The following is a 25,234-nucleotide window of genomic DNA, read 5'->3' as shown; positions in this document are numbered from 1 at the left end:
CGAAATGTGCATAGCCAGCGCTTCAACGCGATAGCCAGCGTCCGCCTTACCCCCGCTTGAGACATTCATTCGAACAGCCGATAAACCGGCCAGCTCGGTGTTTCGGCGGGGGTTTCCTGTATTCCCGAGCCTTTGGCTCAGCGGCAGGGCCGCACCCACCTTTGCAAAACCAGAGTGCAGGACACATGAAAACCCACTTCTTCAAAGTCGTTCAAACCGTCGCACAGCACGGTTCGTTCTCCGAGGCCGCCGCCATTCTGGGCTGCAGCCAGTCGAACATTAGCTATGCGATCAAGGAAGTCGAAGATTTTTTCGAAAAACGCCTGTTCATTCGCAGCCGCACAGGCTGCACGCTTACCCCTGAAGGCAAGGTCATCAGCCAGACCCTGGGAAATATCATGGCCACGCTCGAACAACTAAAAAAAATGGGGTCAGTGGCAGCGTCACCATTCATTACCACTCGCACATCCGCGAGACCGGCCTGAGCGCTTCGCTGGACTTTCTCGCCCATCATTACCCCGATATCCACCTGAACGTGCTGCACCGCAGCGAACAGCATCCGTCGCTAGACGCATTGATAAAGGGCGTGGCCGATATTCTCATCCTGCCGGGTGCTGTGCTGGACGAGCATTACCTCGAGCACCATTGCTGGTCGGACCACTACGTACTGGTGGCGGCGCGCAGCAAGCAGGGGGCAGCGCAGTGTTTCGCCGAGCTTGCGCAGGTGTCGCGCTATGTGGCCTGGCGGCATCCGGGCGTGGAGCGCCTGCACCAGCAACTGGCATCGGCACAGGTACGGCTCAGTCAACGCGGCGAACTCAGTTGCCTGGACACGCTGCTGGACCTGGTTGCCAAGCGCCATTGCATCTCGATTGTGCCTGGCGCGCTGTTGAACGGACGGCTTCGCGAGCTGGAGTCGATTCCGCTGCCGCTGACCGTGATGCGCCAGATCAGCGTTGTGGCGCGGCCTGCCTCATTGCTGTCCAACGCCGCCAATGCCGTGATTCAGGCGCTGAAAAAACCACCGGCCTCGAACCCTCAGTCTCATTGACGGAGGTGTCACAAAACACTGTCACAGTGCCCTCAACGAACCTTTGAACGCGATACGAATGCAACGAATCGGGCCGGCAAGGCTCATATCCGTAAGCAATACATTCAGGACGCTCCGCACGCGGGGCGTCTCAGGTCGCCGATTCGAGAGGAAGACTGAACGCTATGACGATACCGGACAAGCAGTACGTGGAATGGCTGGTCGAGCAATCGATGCTGAACGCCGCAAGACAGCGCGCCAAGACCTATTCGGGGCAGGGCAGGCTCTGGCAGCGTCCTTTCGCCCTTGCACGTCCCAGAGATGCCTCCGCTATCGCCTCGGTCTGGTTCACCGCCTACCCGGCCTCCATCGTCACCCGCGAAGGCGGCTCGGTGCTCGAAGCGCTGGGTGATGAAACGCTGTGGCATGCACTGTCGGAGATCGGCATTCAGGGCATTCACAACGGGCCGCTGAAGCTGTCCGGCGGACTGCAGGGGCGCGAACGCACGCCGAGTATCGATGGCAACTTCGACCGCATCAGTTTCGGCATCGACCCGGACCTGGGTACCGAAGCGCAACTGTTGAGCCTGACGCGCATTGCCGCAGCGCACAACGCGGTGATCATCGACGACATCATCCCGTCGCACACCGGCAAGGGCGCAGACTTCCGCCTGGCCGAGATGGCGTACGAGGATTACCCCGGCCTGTTCCACATGGTCGAGATTCGTGAGGAAGACTGGCAGCTGTTGCCTGAAGTGCCAGCGGGTCGCGATGCGGTCAACCTGATGCCCGATGTGGTGGATCAGCTGCGCGACAAGCACTACATCGTCGGTCAGTTGCAGCGGGTGATTTTCTTCGAGCCCGGGGTCAAGGAAACCGACTGGAGCGCCACCGACGTGGTACAGGGCGTCGACGGCAAGGCCCGTCGCTGGGTTTACCTGCATTACTTCAAGGACGGCCAGCCGTCCCTGAACTGGCTGGACCCCAGCTTCGCCGCGCAGCAGATGATCATCGGTGACGCGCTGCATGCCATCGATGTCATGGGCGCCCGGGTGTTGCGCCTGGACGCCAACGGTTTCCTTGGCGTCGAACGTCGCGCCGAAGGCACCGCCTGGTCGGAAAGCCATCCGCTGTCGATCACCGGCAACCAGCTTCTGGCCGGCGCGATCCGCAAGGCCGGCGGCTTCAGCTTCCAGGAACTGAACCTGACCATCGATGACATTGCCTCCATGGGGCAGGGTGGCGCGGATCTGTCCTACGACTTCATTACCCGGCCGGCCTATCAGCACGCGCTGCTTACCGGCACCACCGAGTTCCTGCGCCTGATGCTGCGTCAGGTGCATGCCTATGGCATCGATCCGGCGTCATTGATCCATGCCTTGCAGAACCATGATGAGCTGACCCTGGAACTGGTGCACTTCTGGACGCTGCACGCCCACGACACCTTCCATTACCAGGGCCAGACGTTCCCGGGCAACATCCTGCGTGAACACATTCGTGAGGAAATGTACGAGAAGCTGTCCGGCGAACACGCGCCGTACAACCTCAAGTTCGTCACCAACGGCGTCTCCTGCACCACGGCGAGCATCATCACTGCAGCGCTGGGCATTCGTGACCTGAGCACCATTACCGATGCCGACATTCAGCAGATCCAGCACATTCACCTGCTGCTGGTGATGTACAACGCCATGCAGCCGGGCGTGTTTGCCTTGTCTGGCTGGGACCTTGTCGGTGCCCTGACGCTGCCGGCCGAGCAGGTCGACCACCTGATGCAGGATGGCGACACACGCTGGGTTCACCGCGGCGCCTACGATCTGGTTGATCTCGACCCGGAAGCCGAGTTTTCTGCCGGTGACATGCCGCGTCCCAAGACGTTGTACGGCAGCCTGGTCACTCAGCTCCAGCGTCCAGATTCGTTTGCCTCGCAGCTCAAGAAGATTCTCGCTGTGCGCCGCGCCTATGACATCGCGGCAAGCCGTCAGATTCTGATTCCTGATGTCGAGCATCCAGGGCTGCTGGTCATGGTCCATGAGCTGCCGGCCGGCAAGGGCACGCAGATCACTGCGCTTAATTTCAGCGCGGAGACGATCGTCGAAACGCTGCAGTTGCCTGGCATTGCGCCGGGTCCGGTGGTTGACATCATCAACGAGCGTGTTGAAGGCGATCTGACCGAGCAGGGCGAGTTCACCATCACCCTCGATGCCTACGAAGGGCTGGCTCTGCGTGTGGTCAGCGCCTTGCCACTCTGAGGTGTCACGCGCAGCCGGACTGGTTGCGCGTGGAACTGAATCAGGCTGTTCAGGGCTGACGCTTTTTCAGGCGGTAGGCAAACTGGGCGCGGCTCAGGCCCAGCAAGCGCGAGGCCGCCGCCAGGTTGCCTTCGCTCTTGTCCAGCGCCTCCTGGATCAGGCGCTGTTCAAGCTCGTCGATGGAGAACGCCTGATCCGGCTGATTAAGGGAATCCAGCAGCGAGGTAGCAGATGCCTGCTGTGCGCCCGCAGTCGATGCCTGACGCAGTGCTCCATGGTGATTCAGCGAGTAGGTGTCCCGTGGTAACGATTCGTTGCGGAAAATATGCACCAGATCGATGGCCTGGCCTTCATCACTGGCAATCAGGCCGCGCTCGATCAGGTTCTGCAATTCGCGCACATTCCCGGCAAAGTCATAACCCAGCAGGGTCTTCAGCGCGCGCATGGTCAATCCGGCCGGCGTCCTGCCGTACTCCTGACAGAAGCGCCCGAGAAAGAAATTGATCAGCAGCGGAATGTCATCGCGGCGCTCGCGCAATGGCGGCAGGGCGATCGGGTAGACATTCAGGCGATAGAACAGGTCTTCGCGGAAATCGCCCTCGGCCACCGCCTTGCGCAGGTCGACATTGGTCGCCGCCACCACTCGAACGTTGACCTTGATGCCGTGCACCCCGCCGACGCGCTCGATCTCGCGTTCCTGCAAGGCGCGCAGCAGCTTGCTTTGCCCGGCAAGGCTCAGAGAGGTGATTTCATCCAGAAACAGCGTGCCACCGTTGGCGCGCTCGAAACGCCCGGCTCTGGAATGCGTTGCCCCGGTATAAGCCCCTCGCTCCACACCGAACAGCTCGGCCTCGATAAGGTTGTCGGGGATGGCTGCGCAGTTGAGTGCAACGAACGGGCCTTCGCGGTTGCGGCTGAGCTGATGCAACTGGCGGGCGAACATTTCCTTGCCGACTCCGGACTCGCCGCTGATCAATACGGTTGCCGGGGTCATCGCCACCCGTTGCAACGCCTGGGTGGCCGCATTGAAGGCAGCGCTTGCGCCGACCAGCGGCTGGTCGGTGCCGGTCGGCGGGCTTGCCTCATAGCTCGCCGCTGGCGTCGGGACGCTGTGTACTGGCGCAGGTGAGTTGACCGCTCTCAGGTAGCTCAGGTCGCGTTCGACATCGCCCCATTGTTCCGAGGTCTTGCCGACCACACGGCAGTTCGCATGCCCCATGCCCCGGCATTCCACCTCGCGGAAAACCACCATCTGCCCGAACAGGCCGCTGACAAAGCCCGTGGCGTAACCGATTTCGGTCCAGCACACCGGGTCCTGGCCGATGCCATACGCTGCAACATGCTCGTCGGCTTCGCAGGAGTGATGCCAGAGAAACTCCCCCTCGTAGAACCCCGACTCGGCGTCGAATTTGAAGTGCAGCGGCTCGACCTTGGTCATGCCTTCCAGGGTGTGCAAGTGCGTACCGGCACGAAACGCCGACGAGGCGTCAGCCTGTGGCCAGCGTTCGCGAATCAATCGGGCGTCCCGCGCGCCAGACAGATACCCGGCACGGGTGAACATCCCGCGTGCCTGTTCCAGGCCCAGCCGTTCGATGATTTCGCGGCGCAGGGTGCCGAACGATGAAGTATGCAGCAGCATCATGCGTTGGTCGTTAAGCCAGATGCGCCCATCATCAGGCGAGAAGAACAGGCAACTGGTCAATTCCTCAGCGGTTGGCGAGTCGCCTGCGTGCGTCTGACTGCTGTCGCCGCGAGGCGAGAAATGCTCGGTGGGGACGCTGTGATCGGGCAGCTCGCAGTGAGGGTTGTTCATGGGTGTACCTCGGCCGGGCAATGGTCGAAATGATCAAATCGAGGCTTGATCAATAAACATAACTTCATCAAATGAACAAGCGTGTCCGCGTAGAGTTTGAGCCTGAGGGGCTCGACGCTTCAACAAGGTCGTCGCAAACCCTTGTCCCAAAGCGGTCGAGTGATGACATGATGGTCGGATTACAATCCCGGCACAGCCTTTGCTCTGACGTACGTACGGCGCATGTTTCCCATGGCAAATGGGGCAGGCGATTACAACCATAAAAGCCGGAGTTAATATGTCAGCGTCTGATGGCACCCCTCTGTTGCAACGCGCGATTGAAGCCGAATGCGTTTTCAATGGCGACTGGATTCCTTCTTCATCTCCTTCCTTGCCCGTCATCGAGCCTGCGACCGGCGAGCTGTTGATGAACACAGCCATGGCCGATGCCGCAGACATTGCCGTCGCCTGTCGAGAAGCCGCGCTGGCCCAACCTGCCTGGGCGGCGCTGGGGCCGCGTGAAAAGGCCGACATATTTCTTCTGGCCGCCGATCATGCGGTCTGTGCGTTCGATGAACTGGCCCTGTATGTCGCCCGCGAGACCGGCGGCAGCCTGCACAAGGGCCAGCACGAAGTGAACGAGACCATCGTGTTGTTGCGTCAGGCTGCGGGGATGCTGTCGCAGGCACATGGCCATGGCCTGATACTGCCGAGTCAGGCCGGTCGTCTGTCCTATGCGCGGCGTGTCGCGCATGGTGTGGTGGGGGTGATATCGCCGTTCAATTTTCCTCTGGTTCTTTCCCTGCGCTCGGTCGCTCCGGCCCTTGCTGCCGGTAATGCCGTGGTGCTCAAACCCGATCCGCAGACGCCGATCAGCGGCGGTTTCCTGATCGCCCGGCTGTTCGAGGAAGCCGGCCTGCCCAAGGGGCTGCTGCACGTGCTGCCGGGTTCGGCTGATGCTGGCGAAGCGCTGTGCCGCGACACCAACGTGCAGATGATCACCTTTACCGGTTCGACCGGGGCCGGACGCAAGGTTGCCGAGGCTGCGGGCCGAAACCTGAAGAAAGTGTCGCTGGAGCTGGGCGGCAAGAATCCGCTGGTCATTCTCGAAGACGCCGACCTTGATCTGGCCGCCAGCAATGCGGCGTTTGGTGCCTGGCTGCACCAGGGGCAGATCTGCATGGCCACCGGGCTGATCCTGGTGCACGAATCCATTGTCGCCGACCTGACCCGCAAGCTGGCGGACAAGGCGCGGGCGCTGACGGTGGGTAACGCGGCACGCGGTGAGGCTGCTCTGGGGCCGCTGATCAACAAACGGCAGTTGCAGCACGTGCATCAAGTGGTCAGTGACAGCCTGCAGGCCGGTGCGCGACTGGAAACCGGTGGCGAGTATGAAGGCCTGTTCTATCGACCGACCGTGCTCAGCGGCGTGAAACCCGGCATGCGCGCATTCGACGAAGAGATTTTTGGCCCGGTGGCCGTTGTGGTCAGTTTTTCCACGGACGAGGAAGCCATCGAACTGGCCAATCGTTCCGAATATGGCCTGGCGGCTGCGGTGATTTCCCCGGACGTCGGCCGCGCGACGGCAATTGGCGACCGACTCAGGTGCGGCATGTTGCACATCAACGATCAGACAGTGGCCGATGAGTGTGTCAACTCGTTCGGCGGGCGCGGTGCGTCGGGCAACGGCAGCAGTGCTGGCAGCCCCTCGGACTGGGATGAATACAGCCAATGGCAGTGGGTGACGGTGAAGAACCAGGCACCGGCCTATCCATTCTGAGTCTGACTGATATTCCATGCTTCATTGCAGCGAGTGATGTGATTCAACGGCAAGACGTGATCCAACAACAATAAGAGCGCGTGATTATGAACCTGAATAACAAAACACTGATCATCACTGGTGTGTCATCCGGTATCGGCGCTGAGCTGGCACGTGTGGCACGCTTCCAGGGTGCCCGGGTAATCGGCATCGATCGTCATGAACCGCAGTTGACCGTGGACAGTTTCTTCCAGGCGGACCTCGCCGATCCAGACAATATCGATGCATTGATCGAGCGTTTGCCCAAGCAGATCGACGGCCTGTGCAACATTGCCGGCGTACCCGGCACAGCGCCCGTTCAGGCGGTCGCCCAGGTCAATTACCTCGGGCTGCGTCACCTGACCCAGCGTTTGCTGCCGCGCATTGCGCCGGGCGGCAGTATTGTCAATGTGGCGTCGATACTCGGTTCGCAGTGGCCGGAAAGGCTGGAGTTGCACAAGGCGCTGGCCGCGACCGAAAGTTACAGCGAAGGGCAGGAGTGGCTGGCGGCCAATCCGGTCGCCCATGAAACCTGCTACCAGTATTTCAAGGAAGCGCTGATCGTCTGGAGCTTCAGGCAGTCGCAGGAATGGTTTCGCGATCATTCGGTGCGCGTCAACTGCGTGGCACCGGGGCCGGTGTTCACACCGATTCTGGGAGACTTTGTCAGCATGGTTGGCCAGGAGCGGGTCACCCGCGATGGCCTGCACATGAAGCGTCCTGCGCTGGCCGATGAGGTGGCCGAGGTGATTGCGTTTCTGTGTTCCGACGCCTCGCGCTGGGTCAACGGTATCAACTTGCCGGTGGATGGAGGGTTGGCCGCTTCTTACGTGTAATGGCTGCACGTGTTGCAACCCCGGCGACGCGCTCGTGGCGTCGGGGCTCTTGAAAACAACAACAATAAGTACAGGAATCACAAGATGCCTAAGTCTGTCTTGCGTACCGTTGCGACCGTATCATTCATCGCCCTGTCATCGACTGCATACGCCTATGACTTGCCCGGCCTCAATCTGGGCAACACCAGTTTCTACGACGGATCCCCGGCGCCTGCGGGGCCGGGCTGGTATCTGGAGGAGTATCTGAACTATGCCAAGGCCAATCGCTTCAATGACGTGAATGGCGACAAACTGCAATTTCCCAAACAGGACGTGGATGTATTGGCGGTGACTACGCAGATCATCTACGTCGGTCAGCCAATGGCCAATGGGGCCATGCCGGGTATTACCGCAATCAACACGTCGTTGGCGCATGTCGACGTGGATGACGGTCTGGGCAACACCGCCCTGAGTTCGCGCGCCGGTTTCGGCGATCTGGTCATCGGCCCGTTTCTGCAACTGCCGACGATCACCCGTGCCGATGGCAGTCCGCTGCTGACCCAGCGTATCGAGGCGGACATTGCGATTCCGGTCGGTGCCTACGATCGCAATCGCTCGATCAACCCCGGGAGCAATTTCTGGTCATTCAACCCGTACTACGCCGCGACTTACTGGTTTTCGCCGAAATGGTCGGCCAGCGGACGTTTCATGTATTTGTGGAACGGCAAGAATGATGACCCGCAAGCCGGGTTCGGCAATGTTTCCGATACGCAGGCAGGGCAGGCGCTGCACGCCAACCTGACCTTGCAATATGCGGTTAACGAGCAACTCTCGCTGGGGCTCAACGGTTACTGGCTCAAGCAGTTCACGGACACCCAGGTGGATGGACATGATGTCAGCGGTCGCAAGGAAAAGGTTTGGGCCATTGGCCCTGGCTTCCTGTATGCCTTTAACAAGGAGAACGTGCTGACGGTCAATAGTTACTTCGAACAGGGCGCGGAAAACCGCACCGAAGGTAATAAGTTGGTGCTGAATTTTCTGCACAAGCTGTAAGGCATGAGATAGTTTTGACTATCGTTCCAACGCTCCGCGTTGGAATGCAGTTCGTGACGCTCTGCGTCACACCTCTCAGATGCGGCGCAACAGCATGACTTGCCGTTAGCCGCTGCCACAGAAGCGCTTTTTGATCGCGATGGCGCTGACGACGCAGATTGCTACGTTAGTGACGGCTGAGCTCTGGCGCTGATCCGGGGGTAGCCTGGCAGGACGCCAGGCTAGCCGCACCGGGCCCAGACTGTGTAAAAACCCAAGGTAAACCTTTGCTATGATTCCCCAGGATTTCATTGCAAGGGTTGCCCATGAAACGCTTCATTCAAGGTGAACACAGAGGTCAAAGTACCTTGCTTCCCGAGAGTCTCGATGATTACGTCAGCGACACCAATCCGGTGCGCGTTGTCGATGTCTTTGTGGATGAGCTCGACCTGATCACCTTGGGTTTTGAAAGCGCTGTCCCCGCTGAAACGGGCCGACCGGCCTACCATCCTGCAGTCATGCTGAAGATCTACATCTACGGCTATCTCAACCGTATCCAGTCAAGCCGACGCCTTGAGCGCGAGGCGCAGCGCAACGTCGAGCTGATGTGGTTGACCGGTCGCCTGATGCCGGATTTCAAGACCATCGCCAACTTTCGCAAAGACAACGCAAAGGGCATTCGAGGAGTCTGTCGGCAGTTTGTCGTGCTGTGTCAACAATTGGGGCTTTTCTCGGAGCATTTCGTTGCCATCGATGGCAGTAAATTCAAGGCGGTCAATCACCGCGATCGCAATTTCACCAGTGCCAAACTGAAGCGTCGGATGGAAGAGATTGAATCAAGCATTGCCCTTTATCTAAAGGGGCTGGATGCGGCTGATCGGGAAGAGCCCAAGACTGCAGGCCCCAAAGGCGGCCTAGAGGAGAAGATCGCCAAATTGAAGGAGCAAATGAAGGCGTTGCAGACCATCGAGGTACAGCTTGAAGAATCCCCGGACAAACAAATTTCGCTGACCGATCCGGACGCGCGCTCAATGATGAGCAGTGGGGGAAAAGGTATCGTGGGTTACAACGTACAGACCGCGGTGGATACCAAGCACCATTTGATCGTCGCGCACGAGGTGATCAATGTGGGTCACGACCTTGATCAACTTAGTTCGATGGCCCAGCAGGCCCGTGAGGTGATGCAAGTCGAATCGTTGTCGGTGGTGGCGGACCGCGGGTATTACAAAAGCGGAGAAATCCTGGCCTGTCACGAGGCAGGGATCACAGCTTATGTGCCAAAAACGCTGAGCTCGCGGGCCAAATTTGATGGCCGTTTCGGCAATGACGAGTTTGTTTACGACGCGGACAACGATGTGTACGTCTGCCCCGCCAATCAAGTGCTGATCTGGCGCAACTCTTACATCGACAAGGGCAAGAAGCTGGACGTTTACTGGCGCTCCAACTGCCAGGCCTGCTCGATAAAGGCGCAATGCACACCGGCCAGAGAGCGAAAAATTCGGCGCTGGGAACATGAGGCAGTACTGGAAGAAATGCAGGCCCGCCTGGCTAACGCGCCGCAGGTAATGACCATCCGCAAGCAGACCGTCGAGCACCCCTTCGGGACTCTCAAGCAGTGGATGGGTGCAACGCATTTTCTGACGCGACGGCTTGGCGGAGTGAGCACCGAAATGAGTTTGAACGTGCTTGCTTATAACTTGAAGCGGGTAATGAACATCCTCGGCACGCAGAATCTTGTAAAAGCGCTGGCGGCTTGAAAAGCCTCCATTGCGCCCGATAAAAGGGGCTGTAAAGCGCTATTAACGGCCTTAAGGGCGGATTAGAGCGATGGCAGGACTTTCAAGGCGTTCCGGCTAGCCAAGTATCGTCTGCGCTACGCGCAGCCGATACTTGGGCTGGTTTTTACACACTCTGGGCCATGGAGGGCCCGTTGCGGCGACCCCCGGATCAGTGACAGGGCGAAGGAACCCGACGAAGTCGGGCCGGAAACAGGAGCGAAAGGCTTTGGTTACTTTGGCCTCATCAAAGTAACTCGCCGAGGGGCGAAAAGGTGGCCTGAGTCGGACCCCAATCCACCTGACAAAGAAGACCCGCAGCGTCACGAACTGCATTCTCACGCGCGATGGATAGCTGCTCTTGCGAGCTGATCAGCTCGACTCTGCAGCCTTGAGCTCACGCTGCTCGACGGCGACTGACCTGGACAGCACTGTGATCGCTGCCAGTGCGGCAATCACCAGGCCTGGCGAGGTAGCCAGCAGTACGCCGGCGGTTCCGGCGCCAGCGCCCAGCAGTTGTCCGGCTGCCAGGGGACCGGCGACCGAACCGAGACGGCCGATGGCCACTGCTGCACCCACACCGGTGGCACGTACCGAGGTCGGGTAGGCGGGCGGGGCCAGTGCATACAGCACCAACTGCGCGGCGATGACAAACACCCCGGCTGCAAACCCGGCAACGGCCATCGGTACGATACCGACCGACAGACCCACGCCTGCCAGCGCCGCGAGCAAACCGGCGTAGACGAACAGCACGACCTTGATGCCATTGCAGCGATCGAGCAACAACCCGCCCAGCAACGAGCCCAGCGCGCCGCCGATATTGAACAGCATCTGCACCATGCCTGCCTGCGGTTTGCTGAAACCCTGACCGATCAGCAGTGAAGGCAGCCAGTTGAGCAGCATGTACATCACGGTCAGGGTAAAGAAGTAGCCAAGCCATAAAGCCAGTGTCGTGCGCGCCCGGCCTTCGCCGAACAACGCAGTGGCGCTTGAATACCGAACGCTGTCAGCAGTGGTCTGCTGTTTGAAAGCGCTGGACTCGGGCAGTAACAGGATCATCAGCGGAGCTACCAGCAGCGGCACCAGACCGCCGATGATGAACGTGGTTTGCCAGTGCTCGCTGGTGAACATGGCCACAACCGCCGCGAGGGCACCACCCAATGGAACACCGGCGTACATGACGCTGATGGCCAGCCCGCGGTGACGTTCGCTGACGGCTTCTGCGCACAAGGCGATCAGATTGGGCAGCGCGGCCCCCAGACCCAGGCCGGTCATGAAGCGCACCAGCAACAGTCCGGAAAAGCTCTCGACATAAGCAGTGCTCAGTGAAAAGACCCCGAACAGCAGCACTGCGCTGACCAGAATCCTCTTGCGGCCGATGCGATCGGCGATCCATCCGCCAAAGAACGCGCCAGGCAGCAGCCCGATGATCCCGGCGCTGAATACCCAGCCCATCATTTTCGGATCGAGGCCGAAGGTCTGGCGCAATCCGGCGGCGGCCGTTCCCGCAGCCTGCAGGTCGAAGCCCTCGATGAGCGCAACGATAAAACACAAGACAATGGTCAGCGTCGATCGACGTAACGGACTGTTCATGGCAAGCCTCATTGTTGTTTTTGTTGTGGAGAAAAGCCTGTTCCCCAGCGCCAATCGAGGCGTTGTCACAGGTATTCATCAAGGTAACAAAAATAACTAAAAAGTGAATCTGGCCGAAAGACTCGTAAAAAACCAGGCTTAGTCTTTTAAAAACATTGAGTTAGAGGAGTAATGTTGAGCGACCGATAAAGTAGTTAATCATATTAATGTTCGATTATCGGTCAGTTTGGATTGACGTCGCCGCTGAATATTTCAATTCTCTGCTCACGGACCTGCAATCAAGCGCCGGACCGACTCCAAAAACAACAACAATAAGTGGACACCGAACATGTCGAAGCTCGCTCATGATGCAGCAAGCACTGTGTCAGCTCCCTTTTTTCGTGGAAAACGTTGTGGCCTTGCGCTGGGCCTGCTGGGTATCAGTGCCATTCCCGACCCGTCACAGGCGCAGGGTTTTCTGGATGACAGCCATGGCACACTGACGCTGCGCAACTATTATATGGACCGCGATTACAAGGATGATGGCACCAGGACTGCGACTCGGGAGTGGGCGCAGGGCTTCATCATGAATGCGGAGTCCGGCTTTACCCAAGGGCCGGTGGGGTTCGGCCTCGATGCGCGAGCGCTGGTCGGCGTGAAGCTGGATTCCTCGCCAGACCGCAGCGGCACCGAGCTGTTGCCGGTATCCGCCAGTGATGGCCGGGCGGCTGACGAGTATTCGCGGCTGGCCCTGACCGGCAAGCTGAAATTCCACGAAACCACGCTCAAGACCGGTGCCGTGTCGATTTTCCTGCCATTCGCCTTCGCCAGCCCCTCGCGACTGTTGCCGCAGACCTTCCGTGGCACCACGCTGACCTCGAAGGATATAGATGACCTGACCCTCCATGCGGGCTACATCGACCGCGTCAACAAGCGTGACTCCAGCAACTACCAGCCCATCAGCATCGCTTCACCGAACCGCCGTTTCAACGGGGCGGCAACATCGTCGCACATGGCTTATGCCGGAGGCGATTATCAGGTCAACAAGGACCTGAGCCTGCGTGCGTATCACGCCGAAGTAGACGATCTCTATACCCAGAACACTCTGGCCCTGTTGCACAAGCTGGCGATTGGCGACGGCGAACTGACCACCGATCTGCGCAGCTTTTTCAGCCGCGATACCGGCAGCGCGAAAGCCGGCGAAGTCGACAACCAGAACCTGTCCGCGTTGTTCGGCTACAGGTGGGGAGGGCACAGCGTCAGCCTTGGCTACATGCATTCCAGTGGCGACACGGCGACGCCTTATGTCTCGGGCACCGAGCTGATGGGGCTGAGCGAGATGACCATGAGCTCTGACTTCCTCAACGCCAAGGAGCGCACCTGGCAAGCTATCTACGACTATGACTTCACGGCGGTCGGGCTGGTCGGGCTGCGCAGTCGCCTGCGTTATGTGCGCGGCGACAACATCGAGCTGGCCGCTTTCAATGCCGATGATCGCAAGGAGCGTGAGTTTCAGATGGAGCTGGGCTACGTTGTGCAAAGCGGTCCACTGAAGAACGTCGGGCTGCTGGCGCGCAAGTCGATCTATCGCAACGATTTCCCGGCAGGTGCAGCCTTTCGTGACGAGAACCAGACACGCTTCATCGTGCAATACAGCTTGCCGCTCTGGTAACCACCCCGCCTTGACGGCAGGGAAGCCGTTTACGATTGATACACCTTTTTCAGCAACCTGAGCAGGTCTTGACGTTCCTTCTGATCCAGCGCGGCAGTGGATTCCAGGTCGCTGTCCACGGCGATCTGTTTCAGCTCGCGCAGCAGTGTTTCGCCGCTTTTGCTGAGAAAGATGCCGTACGAGCGCTTGTCCGGCTTGCAACGCACCCGGACGGCCAGCGCGCGCTCTTCGAGCTTGTTCAGTAACGGGACGACCTGAGGCGGTTCGATCGCCAGCGCCTTGGCCAGGTCTGCCTGCATGAGACCCGGGTTCTGCTCGATGATCGCCAGTGCCGAGAACTGCGCCGGGCGCAGGTCGTGTGCGGAAAGACGTCCGATCAGGTTCTGGAACAGCTTGAGCTGTGCGCGGCGCATGGCATAACCGATCAGATCATCCAGCGCAGAATCCGTTGGCAAACGTGCCTCGGCAGCCTGTACGGGAGCCTGGCAGGCGTCGGCGATGTCAGATGGCTTGGCCATTGAAAATGCGGTCCTTATGGTTTGATGGGTCAATCAGCCGATCAGTTTGCCGAGGTTGGCGAACGATAGCTATGGGGCATACGTGACTGTGACCAGCCTGTTCGGGCGGAGTGCCGAGATTTTGATTAATGTGAATAACAGTTAATTGACATAACTATATTTGCGGTTTAGCTTTGAGTCATCTTCAAGCCAAGAACAAGAGAGCATCGCCATGAGCAAATATGAAGGTCGCTGGTCAACCATCAAGGTCGAGATCGAGCAAGGTATTGCGTGGGTCATCCTCAATCGGCCGGAAAAGCGCAACGCCATGAGCCCGACTCTGAACCGCGAAATGATCGATGTGCTGGAAACCCTTGAGCAGGATCCCGATGCGGGGGTTCTGGTGCTGACCGGTGCGGGTGAGGCGTGGACCGCTGGCATGGACCTCAAGGAGTACTTCCGCGAGGTGGATGCCGGACCGGAAATTCTTCAGGAAAAAATCCGGCGCGAAGCCTCCCAGTGGCAGTGGAAGATGTTACGCATGTACGCCAAGCCAACCATCGCAATGGTCAACGGCTGGTGCTTTGGTGGTGGCTTCAGCCCGCTGGTGGCCTGTGATCTGGCGATCTGCGCCGATGAAGCGACCTTCGGCCTGTCGGAAATCAACTGGGGCATTCCGCCCGGCAACCTGGTGAGCAAGGCCATGGCCGACACCGTGGGCCACCGCCAGTCGCTGTACTACATCATGACCGGCAAAACCTTCAATGGTCAGAAGGCCGCTGAAATGGGCCTCGTCAATGAAAGCGTACCGCTGGCGCAACTGCGTCAGGTGACCATCGATCTGGCCAATAATCTGCTGGAAAAAAATCCGGTGGTGCTGCGCGCCGCCAAGCACGGCTTCAAACGCTGCCGCGAACTGACCTGGGAGCAGAACGAAGACTACCTGTACGCCAAGCTCGACCAGTCACGTCTGCTGGACAAGGAAGGCGGGCGCGAGCAGGGCATGAAGCAGTTCCTCGATGACAAGAGCATCAAGCCTGGCCTGGAAGCTTACAAACGCTAGTCGGGTAACCAGAAGTTTTAAAGCCGAGTCTGTCGTTCCTGATAAAGATAATAAAGAGGAATCACCATGCTGGACGTGCCCCTGCTGATCGGCGGCCAGTCGTGCCCCGCGCGTGACGGACGTACATTTGAACGCTGCAACCCGGTGACCGGCAAGGTGGTTTCACGGGTGGCCGCAGCGACTCTGGAAGATGCCGATGCGGCGGTCGCAGCCGCTCAGGCTGCGTTCCCCGGCTGGGCAGCGATGCTGCCCGGCGAGCGTCGGGCGCGTCTGCTTGAAGCTGCTGCGCAGTTGCAGGCCCGCAGCGGCGAGTTCATCGCTGCTGCCGGCGAAACCGGCGCAATGGCTAACTGGTACGGCTTCAACGTACAGCTGGCCGCCGACATGCTGCGCGAAGCGGCATCCATGACAACGCAGATTACCGGCGATGTGATTCCCTCCAATGTTCCCGGCAATTTTGCCATGGCGCTGCGCCAGCCCTGTGGTGTGGTCCTGGGTATCGCGCCGTGGAATGCGCCGGTGATTCTTGCCACGCGAGCCATTGCCATGCCACTCGCCTGCGGCAATACCGTGGTGCTCAAGGCTTCGGAGCTCAGCCCCGCCGTGCATCGGCTGATCGGCCAGGTGCTGCAGGATGCCGGGTTGGGTGACGGGGTGGTGAACGTGATCAGCAATGCGCCTGCCGATGCGCCGGCGATTGTCAAGCGTCTGATTGCCAACCCCGCAGTGCGACGGGTCAATTTCACCGGTTCCACTCATGTAGGCCGCATCGTCGGTGAGCTGTCGGCGCGGTATCTGAAACCGGCACTCCTGGAACTGGGTGGCAAGGCACCGTTTCTGGTGCTCGACGACGCCGATCTCGACGCGGCAGTAGAGGCTGCCGCCTTTGGCGCCTACTTCAATCAGGGCCAGATCTGCCTGTCCACCGAACGGCTGATCGTCGACCACAAGGTCGCCGATACCTTCGTTGCCAGGCTGACGGCCAAGATCAAAACGTTGCGCGCTGGCAATCCGGATGACAGTGAATCGGTCCTCGGGTCGCTGGTGGACGTGGGTGCCGGGACGCGCATCAAAGGCTTGATCGATGACGCCGTGGCGCGTGGCGCAACGCTGGTGATTGGCGGGCAGTTGCAGGGCAGCATTCTGCAACCGACGCTGCTCGACGGCGTGACAGACGCCATGCGCCTGTACCGCGAAGAGTCCTTCGGCCCGGTGGCCGTGGTGCTGCGCGGCGACGGTGACGAGGCGCTGTTGCGGCTGGCCAACGATTCGGATTTCGGTCTCTCGGCGGCGATTTTCAGTCGTGACACCAGCCGGGCCCTGGCGCTTGCGCAACGGGTCGAGTCCGGGATCTGCCATATCAACGGACCCACCGTGCACGACGAGGCGCAAATGCCGTTCGGCGGGGTGAAATCCAGTGGCTATGGCAGTTTCGGCGGCAAGGCTTCGATCGAGCAATTTACCCAGTTGCGCTGGGTGACGTTGCAGAACGGACCACGGCACTATCCGATATGAGGCCTCCGATCTGAGCCATCCGATCTGAGCCATCCGATCTGAACCCTTCCAGGCCGGCGGCAACGGTCTTTGCACAAGACTGAGCTTCCGGTGAGTCAGGCACAACAATAACAAGGCTGCAGCCTGGTGCTGCAACGCTCGGCCCGAACTGCTGCATGGCGTTTGGCGCCTGCGTACCTTGATGGAGAGAACGCACGTGAGTTCCGATATCAGATCGTCAACGCTGCAGAGTGAAGATAATCCACCGCGCTATCGTCAGGTCTCCATCGGCCACCCGCCCATCGAGGTGCGGGAAGAGCAGGGCGTTCTGCACATGCGGGCCCTGGAACCCCTGGCCCGGTTACCCGACCGGCTGCTCGACCGACTGGTGCATTGGGCGCAGTTGCGTCCGCAACAGACCTTCATTGCCGCCCGCGACAGCCGTGGCGGCTGGCGCAAGGTCAGTTATGCCGAGATGCTGACTGACGTGCGCGCTATCGCACAGAGCCTGCTGGCGTACGGACTTTCCGCCGATCGGCCGCTGGCGTTGCTGTCAGGTAATGACATCGAGCACTTGCAGCTCGCTCTGGGTGCCATGTACGCCGGCATTCCCTACTGCCCGGTCTCACCGGCGTATTCGGTCATGTCTCAGGATTTCGCCAAGTTACGACACGTCTGCGACGTGTTGCGGCCAGGACTGGTATTTGTCAGTGATGCCGCGCCGTTTCAGCGAGCCATCGATGCGGTCATTGCGGCCGACACGCCGGTCATCACTGTACGCGGACAGCTCAATGGCAGGCCTGCGCTGAGCTTCGCCAGCCTGCTCGAAGAACCGGGTGGCAGCGAGGCGGATGCCGCTTTCCTGGCCAGCGGCCCCAACACCATCGCCAAGTTTCTGTTCACCTCGGGCTCGACCAAACTGCCCAAGGCGGTGGTGACCACCCAGCGCATGCTGTGTGCCAATCAACAGATGCTGTTGCAGACATTTCCGGTGTTCGGCGAAGAGCCGCCCGTGCTGGTCGACTGGCTGCCCTGGAACCACACCTTCGGCGGCAGTCATAATCTCGGCATCGTGCTGTACAACGGTGGCACGTTCTATCTGGACAACGGCAAGCCAACCGTTCAAGGCTTCGCCGAGACCCTGCGCAACCTCAAGGAAATTTCGCCTACCGCTTACCTGACTGTGCCCAAGGGCTGGGAGGAGCTGGTCAACGCACTGGAGCAGGACGCCGAGCTGCGCGAGCGATTCTTCTCGCGTATCAAGCTGTTCTTCTTCGCCGCTGCCGGCCTGTCGCAAAGCATCTGGGATCGCCTTGACCGGGTGGCCGAGCAGCATTGCGGCGAGCGGATTCGCATGATGGCCGGACTGGGCATGACCGAGGCTGCGCCGTCCTGCACCTTCACCACCGGGCCCTTGTCGATGGCCGGTTACATCGGCCTGCCCGCACCGGGATGCGAAGTGTGTCTGGTGCCGGTGGATGGCAAGCTCGAAGGGCGTTTTCGTGGTCCGCACATCATGCCGGGCTATTGGCGCTCGCCGCAGCAGACTGCCGAAGTGTTCGACGAGAACGGCTTCTATTGCTCCGGCGATGCGATCAAGCTTGCCGATCCTGCGGCACCCGAGCTGGGCCTGATGTTCGACGGGCGTCTGGCCGAGGATTTCAAGCTGTCGTCGGGCGTGTTCGTCAGTGTCGGGCCGATGCGCAATCGGGCGGTGCTGGAAGGCTCGCCGTACGTGCAGGATGTGGTCATCACCGCGCCTGACCGCGAATGCCTCGGGGCGCTGGTGTTTCCCAGAGTGCACGAGTGTCGGCAACTGGCCGGGCTGGATGCACAGGCCACGGATGCACAGGTACTGGCCAGTGCGCCGGTACGTGAGTGGTTCGCCGGCTGGCTGGCGCGCCTGAATCAGGGCGCGAACGGCAACGCCAGCAGGCTGGAGTGGATCGTGCTGCTTGATCAGCCCGCGTCCATTGATCGCGGCGAAATTACCGACAAGGGGTCGATCAACCAGCGCGCTGTTCTGCAGTGGCGCGCAGACAAGGTCGAAGCGCTGTACCGTGATCAGGATCCGGACAAGCTCCGTGCCGAGCCCAAGGCATGAGTGGCAGCGGGCAGTATTCGGCATTCAGTGACGTGGCCATCGTCGATGCGGTGCGCACGCCCTGGGTGGATCTGGGCGGTGCTCTGGCACCTGTCTCGCCCATCGATCTGGGTATCAAGGTCGGCCGCGAGGTTCTGGCGCGTGCCTCCATTCAGGCGGATCAGGTCGACAGCGTACTGGCCGGTTCGATGGCGCAGGCCAGTTTCGATGCCTACCTGCTGCCCCGGCACATCGGCCTGTACAGCGGCGTCGCGCACAGCGTTCCGGCATTGGGTGTGCAGCGTATCTGTGCCACCGGTTTCGAATTGTTGCGCCAGGCCGCCTTGCACATGGGCGAAGGCGGGCAGATGGCGCTGTGCGTCGCCGCCGAGTCCATGTCGCGCAACCCGATCGCGGCCTATACCCACCGCAATGGCTTCTCGCTCGGTGCCGCTGTGCAGTTCAAGGATTTTCTCTGGGAAGCGCTGTATGACCCGGCACCGGCGATGGACATGATCGCCACGGCAGACAACCTCGCAAGGCGTCATGGGTTGAGCCGTGAGGCGGTGGACCGCTATGCCTTGCTCAGCCATGAACGGGCGCTGCAGTCGCAGGTTTCCGGCAAATGGACCGAGGAAATTGTCCCGGTCAGCAGCGAGCGCTTTGCGCTGGAAGGCTATCAGCCGCGCGGCATCGAGTTGCCGCGAGGGGTTGAAGTGGTCGCGCAGGACAGCCATCCGCGTGCGACCCATCTGGCAGCGTTATCGCGTCTGCGCGCCATTCACGCGAACGGGGTGCAGACCGCAGGCAATAGCTGTGCGGTGGTCGATGGCGCGGCGGCGGCCCTGGTGGGGCGTGCTTCACAATCGACGCGACCGGTGTTGGCGCATCTGCTGGCCAGCGCGGTGACGGGTGTGGCGCCAGAGTTCATGTGCATTGGCCCCGCACCTGCGATCCGCTTGCTGTTACAGCGCAGCGGGCTGGCACTGAGGGATATCGGTCGACTGGAAATCAATGAAGCGCAGGCCGCTCAGGTTCTGGCAGTGGCACAAACGCTGGAGCTTGACCACGAGCGGCTCAACTGCCTGGGTGGATCACTGGGCCTGGGCCACCCGTTGGCAGCCACCGGGCTGCGTCTGGTCATGACCCTGGCCCGGCAACTGCGCGACGCAGGCTTGCGCTACGGTATCGCTGCAGCCTGCGTCGGCGGCGGGCAGGGCATGGCGCTGCTGATCGAGAATCCCCGCTATGCCTGCAGCGCTGTCTAACCAGGAAAATGCCCGCAAATGCGACATTTTCCTGCGTTAAACGCTACGCCCCACGCAGGTCATCCTTTAGCGCTTGACCGAATCGTAGCGAACGGTGAATCTCGCATCTCTCGATCCCACGGAACCCCGTCTATGCGTGCCCTCGCTGAGCTTTCTTTCGATTTCGTCTGGCATTTGATGTTCACGGATGACAAGCAGCTCGACCAGGATCTGGCGGTGCGCTCGCTGGAAAATCTTTGCGATTGTTTTTCGTCGATGTCCGACGAAGAGAAAAGGGCGTTCATCGCGGTGGCTCATGAACGCAAGGCGCGCCTTTTCGCTGTGCCCGATGCCGACGGCTACTCGCCGATACGCCTGGCCACCGAAGAGCAGGCGCAGTTTCTCGATCATGTGGTGTCCGGGCAGTTTTTCCAGCAGTTCGAAGAGCCCCTGGCGGCGGATGCCAGCGACCGCGTGGTGCCGATTCGCCGCTGAGTGAACGCAGGCCGCCCGGTTATTGCTCGACGGCTTCCGGCAACCTGGCGATGACCTTGATCTCGAAATCAAAGCCATACAGCCAGGTCACTCGGCCACCGGCACGCCATCCGCAATAGCGTGTCGCGGGTTCAACGCCGTGCCGACAGTTGCTGCGGGGCCAGAAATGCATCGTGGAAATAGTTGCGGAATGCCTGCATCGCCGGGCTCAGTTCTCGTTCGCGGTGCCAGGCCAGGCCGACGCTCATGGGCGTTACCGTGTCGGTGACGGTGATCGTTTCGATACGCTTGCCTTCCAGCGACCAGGGGCGATGCACCAGATCGGAAAGGATCGCCACGCCGCTGCCGTTGGCGACCATGCTGCGCACGGCTTCCACCGAGCTGGTACGGATTCTGACGTTGGGCTGCTGTCCGGCCAGCTCCCAATAGCGCATGGCGCTTTGTTCGGCTTCGTCGACGGTCAACAGGATATAGGGCTCCTGCGCGACATCGGCGAGGCTGACAGAAGCGCGTTGGCACAGTGGGTGATGGCTGGACAGCCATAGGCGGCGCTCGGAGTTGAACAACGTTTCCGAGATAATATCCGGGTGAGTGATATTTGCTGTCAGCACCACCGCCATGTCGAAGCGACCTTGCAGCAGGCCTTGTTCGATGGCGTGTCGTTCCTGCTCATGCACTTCGATGGCCACGTCCGGGTGCCAGTGTTCCAGGCGCTGCAAATGATGCGGCAGAAAGTAGCCGATGACCGTGTAGCTGGCGGCCAGGCGCAATACGCCGCTGGCACGGATATCGGGCAGCGGACTGTTCAGCGCATCATCGACGCTGCGCAGAATGACGTAAGCCCTGTTGAGAAAATGACGGCCTGCTTCAGTCAGGCTCATGCCTTGCGCCGAGCGTTGAAACAGCAGGGTGCCGAGCATACCCTCCAGTTCCTTGATCGCCGTGGTGACCGCCGACTGGGAGATGTTCAGGTGAATGGCCGCCTGCGATATCTGCCCGATCTCGGCAGTTGCCACGAAATAACGGACCTGGCGCAAGGTCAGGGACATAAGCACTCCAGACAGAGGTTCCAATGGGCGGGGTATCTGTTTTTCAGAAGATGGCGTATCTGTTAATAGATCTACCCAAGGGGTGCAACTGAATTTAACGTGGTTTGCATGAAGCCGGATAGCCCCTTGTCCGGCCAGCCACAGGAGCAACAGCCATGCAGGTGGATTTCAACTCGGACATGGGTGAAAGCTTTGGCGCGTGGACCATTGGTGACGGCGTCGATACTGAATTGATGACCTATATCAGCTCCGCCAATATTGCGACCGGTTTTCACGCGGGTGACCCTGGCACCATGCGCCGCACGATCGAGCAGGCGAAACGTCTGGGCGTTGCTATCGGTGCACACCCAGGGTTCCGCGATCTGGTCGGCTTTGGCCGCCGACATATCAACTCGACGCCCCAGGAACTGGTCGACGACATGCTCTACCAACTGGGTGCCCTGCGCGAGCTTGCGCGGGTGCAAGGCGTGGCCTTACAGCATTTCAAACCCCATGGCGCCTTGTACATGCACCTGGCCAGGGATGAAGCCGCAGCCCGACTGCTGGTGGAGAACCTGCAGCGCCTGGAGCCTGATTTGCTGCTCTACTGCATGCCCGGTTCGGTTATCTGCAAGATCGCCGAAGAGCTGGGCCAGCCGGTGATCCGCGAGTTCTACGCTGATCGCGCTTACGACCTCAGCGGCTCCATCGTCTTCACTCGTCACGTACGCGCCCTGGACCCGACCGAAGTCGCAGCCCGCGTGGTGCGCGCGTGCCTGCAAGGTCTGGTGCGTACTGTCGAGGGTGAGGACCTGAGCATCGAATTCGATTCGATCTGCCTGCACAGCGACACGCCGGGCGCGCTGGACCTTGCAGAAGCGACACGCCTGGCGCTCGACGCTGCGGGCATCAAGGTGCGTGCGCCGCGTTGAATAAAAGGCATCATGCGCAAAGACGCACGAGCCGTGTTACTGATTTTTGCCTGCCGTTCTACAACGATTTCAAGAAAGGAACAGACATGGCTGATCCGATTCGCTACAGCTTTGGCGCTGATGAACATCTGTTCGCCGAGGTCAGTGACAGTATGTCGCTGGAAGCATTTTTCAAGGGGCTGGCGGTGACCCGTGCGGTCGAGCGTCTGGCGCTGGACGGTGTGCTGGACGTGTGCCTGGCCAACGCGTCATTCCAGATTCGTTTTGACCCGGACCGCATCGCACCACACGTCTTGCTTGAAGCGGTGAGGGCGGCCGAGGCCGGTGCGGTCGCCGAACGTACCCTGCAGACCCGGATCATCGAGATCCCGGTGCTGTACAACGATCCATGGACCCACGAGACCCTGATGCGTTTTCGTGACCGCCATCAGGACCCCGGTTCCACCGACCTGGAATACGCTGCGCGCATCAATAACCTGGCGGATGTCGATGCCTTCATCGCCGCACACAGCGGCGCACCGTGGTTCGTTTCGATGGTCGGTTTTGTCGCCGGTCTGCCGTTCATGTTCCAGATGGTGGAACGCGAGCGTCAGCTGCAGGTGCCCAAATACCTGCGTCCGCGCACCGATACTCCCAAGCACACACTCGGCCACGGCGGCTGCTTCGGCTGCATCTATTCGGTACGCGGAGCGGGCGGTTATCAGATGTTTGGCGTCACTCCTGCGCCGATCTATGACCCACAGCAGAAGCTGGCCTACCTGAAAGAGCACATGGTGTTCTTCCGGCCGGGCGATATCGTCCAGTTCAAACCGCTTGACCGGCAAGCCTATGACGAGGCTGTCGCAGAGGTGGAAGCCGGGCGCTTCGACCTGCTCATCCGCCCGGTCGAGTTTTCCCTGGATGCCTTTCTGGCCGATCCGGTGGGCTATCCCAAGTCGTTGCAGGAGGTGCTGGCATGATCAAGGTGCTCAAACCCGGTCTGGCCACCTCGGTTCAGGACCTCGGTCGCGAGGGCTATTATCACCTGGGCATTCCGCCCTCCGGTGCGCTCGACCAGTACGCCCTCAGCGCCGCCAATCAGCTGGTCGGGAATCCACCCGGCGCTGCCGGGCTTGAATGCACGCTGCTGGGACCGGAACTGGAGTTTCAGTGCGATACGTTGGCTGCGGTCTGCGGCGCACACATGGCGGCGCGCCTCGACGGTGTGGAAATGCACCACGACACCGCCTTTGCGGTGAAGGCCGGGCAAGTGCTGCGTTTCGACTTCCCCAAGGACGGTGCGCGCACCTATCTGGCCGTCGCCGGCGGCATTGATGTGCCGCTGGTGCTGGGCAGCCGTTCGACTTACACGTTGGGTGCACTTGGCGGTTTTCAGGGTCGTAGACTGGCCGCTGATGACCAGTTGCCGATAGGCACGCCAAGCGGCAAGGGACGTGCCGGGGCCAGCCTGCCGATGGCCTTGCGCCAGTCTCTGGGTGGTGAGGTGTATCTGCGGGTCGTGCCGGGCCTGTATTACGAGCGCCTGACCGAATTTGCTGCCACCAGTTTTTTCTCCGAGCCCTGGAGCGTAGGGTCGGAAGCCGACCGCATCGGTTATCGCTTCAAGGGGGGCAGGGCGCTGACCTTCCAGCCCAGGGAGCAGCCCTTCGGCGCCGGTTCCGATCCATCCAATATCGTCGACAGCTGCTACCCGATCGGTTCGATTCAGGTGCCTGCCGGGCTGGAACCGATTGTGTTGCACCGTGATGCGGTGTCGGGCGGGGGCTACGCGATGATCGGCACGGTGATCAGCGCGGACCTGGATCTGATCGGTCAGATGCAACCCAATCAGACCGCCCGATTCGTGGCCGTAACGCTGGAGGAGGCGCTGGAGGCGCGCAAGTCATACAAGAAGAAGCTGGCGTGCCTGAGCAAACTGTTTCCTTCCTGAGGCTGTCAGTCGGCCTGCCCGGACTCCAGTTGTGCCCGCATCTTCGCGCGGCACACCTCGAGTATTTCGTCCGCCAGCGGCGAGTCATTCGGGCAGCTGCGTGACAGCAGCAGTGCCCCCAGCGCATGGGCAAAGCGGTCGATGGTGTTTGCCCGTGCCTGCTTCCATTCTTCGTCGCCGGGCGCTGCCTGCGCGGGAGCAAGCGCTGCCAGCAGGCTTTCGATGCCTTCGGCGAAGGTTGTTTTGACCTCGTCCGACTGGCGCGCTGCATCGCCGCTCAGCGCGGCCATGGGGCAGCCCGTGCCAAGGTTGTCGCGATGCTCTCGTGACAGGTAGTAATCGATGAACTGCGCTGGATCGATGCCGGTCGATTTCGCCACGGTCTGCGCGATGGCGCAGGCTGCCGACTCGGCCATCAGGTCGGATTTGGAAGCGAAATGCTTGTAGAACCCGCCGTGGGTAAAGCCTGCCGCAGCCATCAGATCGGCCACCCCGACACCGTCATAGCCATGCTCGCGAAACTGGACGGACGCCGTCTCGACGATGTGTGCCCGGTTGGCCTGGGCCTGCGTCTTGGTAACTCTCATGCAGGTTGCCTCTTTGCCTGTCTGGTGATGGCTGTCTGGGCCTGGAAGAGGGTGAATATAGCATTGATGCTGACCGTCATCAAAACCGCTGATCGCCAGGAGGCCATGTCCATGAGGTGGTTGAAGAGCAATAGGGATCTTCG

General features: G+C 60.5%; 21 protein-coding genes and 1 pseudogene. 16 read left to right on the top strand and 6 right to left on the bottom strand.

Features of this window, described 5'->3' with window-relative positions:
• Positions 1 to 185 precede the first annotated feature (185 nt).
• The 3 genes from KUIN1_RS14265 (at position 186) to treS (ending at position 3,279) form a co-directional block, all read left to right on the top strand.
• Positions 186 to 485 (top strand): helix-turn-helix domain-containing protein, encoded by a 300-nt coding sequence (locus KUIN1_RS14265; RefSeq protein WP_003400996.1) that lies wholly within the window; start codon positions 186 to 188, stop codon positions 483 to 485.
• Complete coding sequence (locus KUIN1_RS14260) at positions 482 to 1,051, top strand: substrate-binding domain-containing protein (protein WP_232060030.1); 570 nt, start codon at positions 482 to 484, stop codon at positions 1,049 to 1,051. Before KUIN1_RS14265 ends, KUIN1_RS14260 begins: the two co-directional genes overlap by 4 nt.
• A 164-nt stretch (positions 1,052 to 1,215) precedes the next feature.
• Positions 1,216 to 3,279: a maltose alpha-D-glucosyltransferase gene (treS, locus tag KUIN1_RS14255; RefSeq protein ID WP_003401001.1), complete on the top strand. Its 2,064-nt coding sequence runs from the start codon at positions 1,216 to 1,218 to the stop codon at positions 3,277 to 3,279.
• Between the two features lie 49 nt (positions 3,280 to 3,328).
• Here treS and KUIN1_RS14250 read toward each other — a convergent pair whose 3' ends face one another.
• Positions 3,329 to 5,092, bottom strand: a complete 1,764-nt coding sequence (locus tag KUIN1_RS14250) for a sigma-54-dependent Fis family transcriptional regulator (RefSeq protein ID WP_152092067.1) — start codon at positions 5,090 to 5,092, stop codon at positions 3,329 to 3,331.
• A gap of 277 nt (positions 5,093 to 5,369) precedes the next feature.
• On the opposite strand from KUIN1_RS14250, the gene KUIN1_RS14245 reads away from it, so the two are divergent.
• From KUIN1_RS14245 to KUIN1_RS14225, 4 genes are all read left to right on the top strand, one after another.
• On the top strand, positions 5,370 to 6,851 hold the full coding sequence (locus KUIN1_RS14245; RefSeq protein ID WP_060406612.1) for a benzaldehyde dehydrogenase: 1,482 nt from the start codon (positions 5,370 to 5,372) through the stop codon (positions 6,849 to 6,851).
• A gap of 86 nt (positions 6,852 to 6,937) precedes the next feature.
• Positions 6,938 to 7,705 carry a coniferyl-alcohol dehydrogenase gene (locus tag KUIN1_RS14240; RefSeq protein WP_152092066.1) on the top strand — a complete coding sequence of 256 codons (768 nt, stop codon included), beginning with the start codon at positions 6,938 to 6,940 and terminating at the stop codon, positions 7,703 to 7,705.
• Between the two features lie 84 nt (positions 7,706 to 7,789).
• A complete protein-coding gene (locus KUIN1_RS14235) occupies positions 7,790 to 8,737 on the top strand; it encodes a SphA family protein (protein WP_152092065.1) in 948 nt (315 codons plus the stop codon).
• 305 nt (positions 8,738 to 9,042) lie between these two features.
• Positions 9,043 to 10,473 (top strand): IS1182 family transposase, encoded by a 1,431-nt coding sequence (locus KUIN1_RS14225; RefSeq protein ID WP_060409751.1) that lies wholly within the window; start codon positions 9,043 to 9,045, stop codon positions 10,471 to 10,473.
• A 390-nt stretch (positions 10,474 to 10,863) separates the two neighbouring features.
• Here the strand turns inward: KUIN1_RS14225 and mhpT are convergent, their stop codons facing one another.
• Positions 10,864 to 12,084: a 3-(3-hydroxy-phenyl)propionate transporter MhpT gene (mhpT, locus tag KUIN1_RS14215; protein ID WP_032655723.1), complete on the bottom strand. Its 1,221-nt coding sequence runs from the start codon at positions 12,082 to 12,084 to the stop codon at positions 10,864 to 10,866.
• 328 nt (positions 12,085 to 12,412) lie between these two features.
• Between mhpT and KUIN1_RS14210 the strand changes: the two genes are divergently transcribed.
• A complete protein-coding gene (locus KUIN1_RS14210; RefSeq protein ID WP_152092064.1) occupies positions 12,413 to 13,735 on the top strand; it encodes an OprD family porin in 1,323 nt (440 codons plus the stop codon).
• A gap of 29 nt (positions 13,736 to 13,764) precedes the next feature.
• Here KUIN1_RS14210 and KUIN1_RS14205 read toward each other — a convergent pair whose 3' ends face one another.
• Positions 13,765 to 14,253 carry a MarR family winged helix-turn-helix transcriptional regulator gene (locus KUIN1_RS14205; RefSeq protein WP_003401022.1) on the bottom strand — a complete coding sequence of 163 codons (489 nt, stop codon included), beginning with the start codon at positions 14,251 to 14,253 and terminating at the stop codon, positions 13,765 to 13,767.
• A gap of 211 nt (positions 14,254 to 14,464) precedes the next feature.
• Here KUIN1_RS14205 and KUIN1_RS14200 point away from each other — a divergent pair, with 211 nt between their 5' ends.
• The 5 genes from KUIN1_RS14200 (at position 14,465) to KUIN1_RS14180 (ending at position 20,614) form a co-directional block, all read left to right on the top strand.
• Positions 14,465 to 15,295: a p-hydroxycinnamoyl CoA hydratase/lyase gene (locus KUIN1_RS14200; protein ID WP_003401024.1), complete on the top strand. Its 831-nt coding sequence runs from the start codon at positions 14,465 to 14,467 to the stop codon at positions 15,293 to 15,295.
• 66 nt (positions 15,296 to 15,361) lie between these two features.
• Positions 15,362 to 16,810, top strand: coding sequence for an aldehyde dehydrogenase (locus tag KUIN1_RS14195; RefSeq protein ID WP_152092063.1), 1,449 nt, complete (start codon positions 15,362 to 15,364; stop codon positions 16,808 to 16,810).
• A 196-nt stretch (positions 16,811 to 17,006) separates the two neighbouring features.
• On the top strand, positions 17,007 to 18,893 hold the full coding sequence (locus tag KUIN1_RS14190; protein ID WP_058823099.1) for a feruloyl-CoA synthase: 1,887 nt from the start codon (positions 17,007 to 17,009) through the stop codon (positions 18,891 to 18,893).
• Positions 18,890 to 20,140: a thiolase family protein gene (locus KUIN1_RS14185; RefSeq protein WP_152092062.1), complete on the top strand. Its 1,251-nt coding sequence runs from the start codon at positions 18,890 to 18,892 to the stop codon at positions 20,138 to 20,140. Before KUIN1_RS14190 ends, KUIN1_RS14185 begins: the two co-directional genes overlap by 4 nt.
• Before the next feature lie 132 nt (positions 20,141 to 20,272).
• Complete coding sequence (locus tag KUIN1_RS14180) at positions 20,273 to 20,614, top strand: hypothetical protein (RefSeq protein ID WP_003401038.1); 342 nt, start codon at positions 20,273 to 20,275, stop codon at positions 20,612 to 20,614.
• 19 nt (positions 20,615 to 20,633) lie between these two features.
• On the opposite strand, the pseudogene KUIN1_RS28710 reads toward KUIN1_RS14180, so the two are convergent.
• Together KUIN1_RS28710 and KUIN1_RS14170 are read right to left on the bottom strand one after the other, a co-directional pair.
• A pseudogene (locus KUIN1_RS28710) lies at positions 20,634 to 20,714 on the bottom strand (RidA family protein); the annotation flags it as partial.
• Between the two features lie 31 nt (positions 20,715 to 20,745).
• A complete protein-coding gene (locus KUIN1_RS14170) occupies positions 20,746 to 21,663 on the bottom strand; it encodes a LysR family transcriptional regulator (protein ID WP_003401040.1) in 918 nt (305 codons plus the stop codon).
• 155 nt (positions 21,664 to 21,818) lie between these two features.
• On the opposite strand from KUIN1_RS14170, the gene KUIN1_RS14165 reads away from it, so the two are divergent.
• From KUIN1_RS14165 to KUIN1_RS14155, 3 genes are all read left to right on the top strand, one after another.
• Positions 21,819 to 22,574, top strand: coding sequence for a 5-oxoprolinase subunit PxpA (locus KUIN1_RS14165; protein WP_103359056.1), 756 nt, complete (start codon positions 21,819 to 21,821; stop codon positions 22,572 to 22,574).
• A gap of 86 nt (positions 22,575 to 22,660) precedes the next feature.
• Positions 22,661 to 23,533 (top strand): 5-oxoprolinase subunit B family protein, encoded by an 873-nt coding sequence (locus KUIN1_RS14160; protein WP_003344902.1) that lies wholly within the window; start codon positions 22,661 to 22,663, stop codon positions 23,531 to 23,533.
• On the top strand, positions 23,530 to 24,504 hold the full coding sequence (locus tag KUIN1_RS14155; protein ID WP_011267917.1) for a biotin-dependent carboxyltransferase family protein: 975 nt from the start codon (positions 23,530 to 23,532) through the stop codon (positions 24,502 to 24,504). Before KUIN1_RS14160 ends, KUIN1_RS14155 begins: the two co-directional genes overlap by 4 nt.
• 5 nt (positions 24,505 to 24,509) lie before the next feature.
• On the opposite strand, the gene KUIN1_RS14150 is transcribed toward KUIN1_RS14155, so the two are convergent.
• The gene (locus tag KUIN1_RS14150; RefSeq protein ID WP_152092061.1) at positions 24,510 to 25,091 is read right to left on the bottom strand and encodes a TetR/AcrR family transcriptional regulator; all 582 of its coding nucleotides are present in this window, start codon (positions 25,089 to 25,091) and stop codon (positions 24,510 to 24,512) included.
• Positions 25,092 to 25,234: the final 143 nt, after the last annotated feature.

It is taken from the genome of Pseudomonas sp. KUIN-1, from assembly GCF_009176725.1.
In the GTDB taxonomy this organism is placed as follows: Bacteria; Pseudomonadota; Gammaproteobacteria; order Pseudomonadales; family Pseudomonadaceae; genus Aquipseudomonas; species Aquipseudomonas fragariae.
This window is presented reverse-complemented; position numbering and strand designations above follow the sequence as displayed.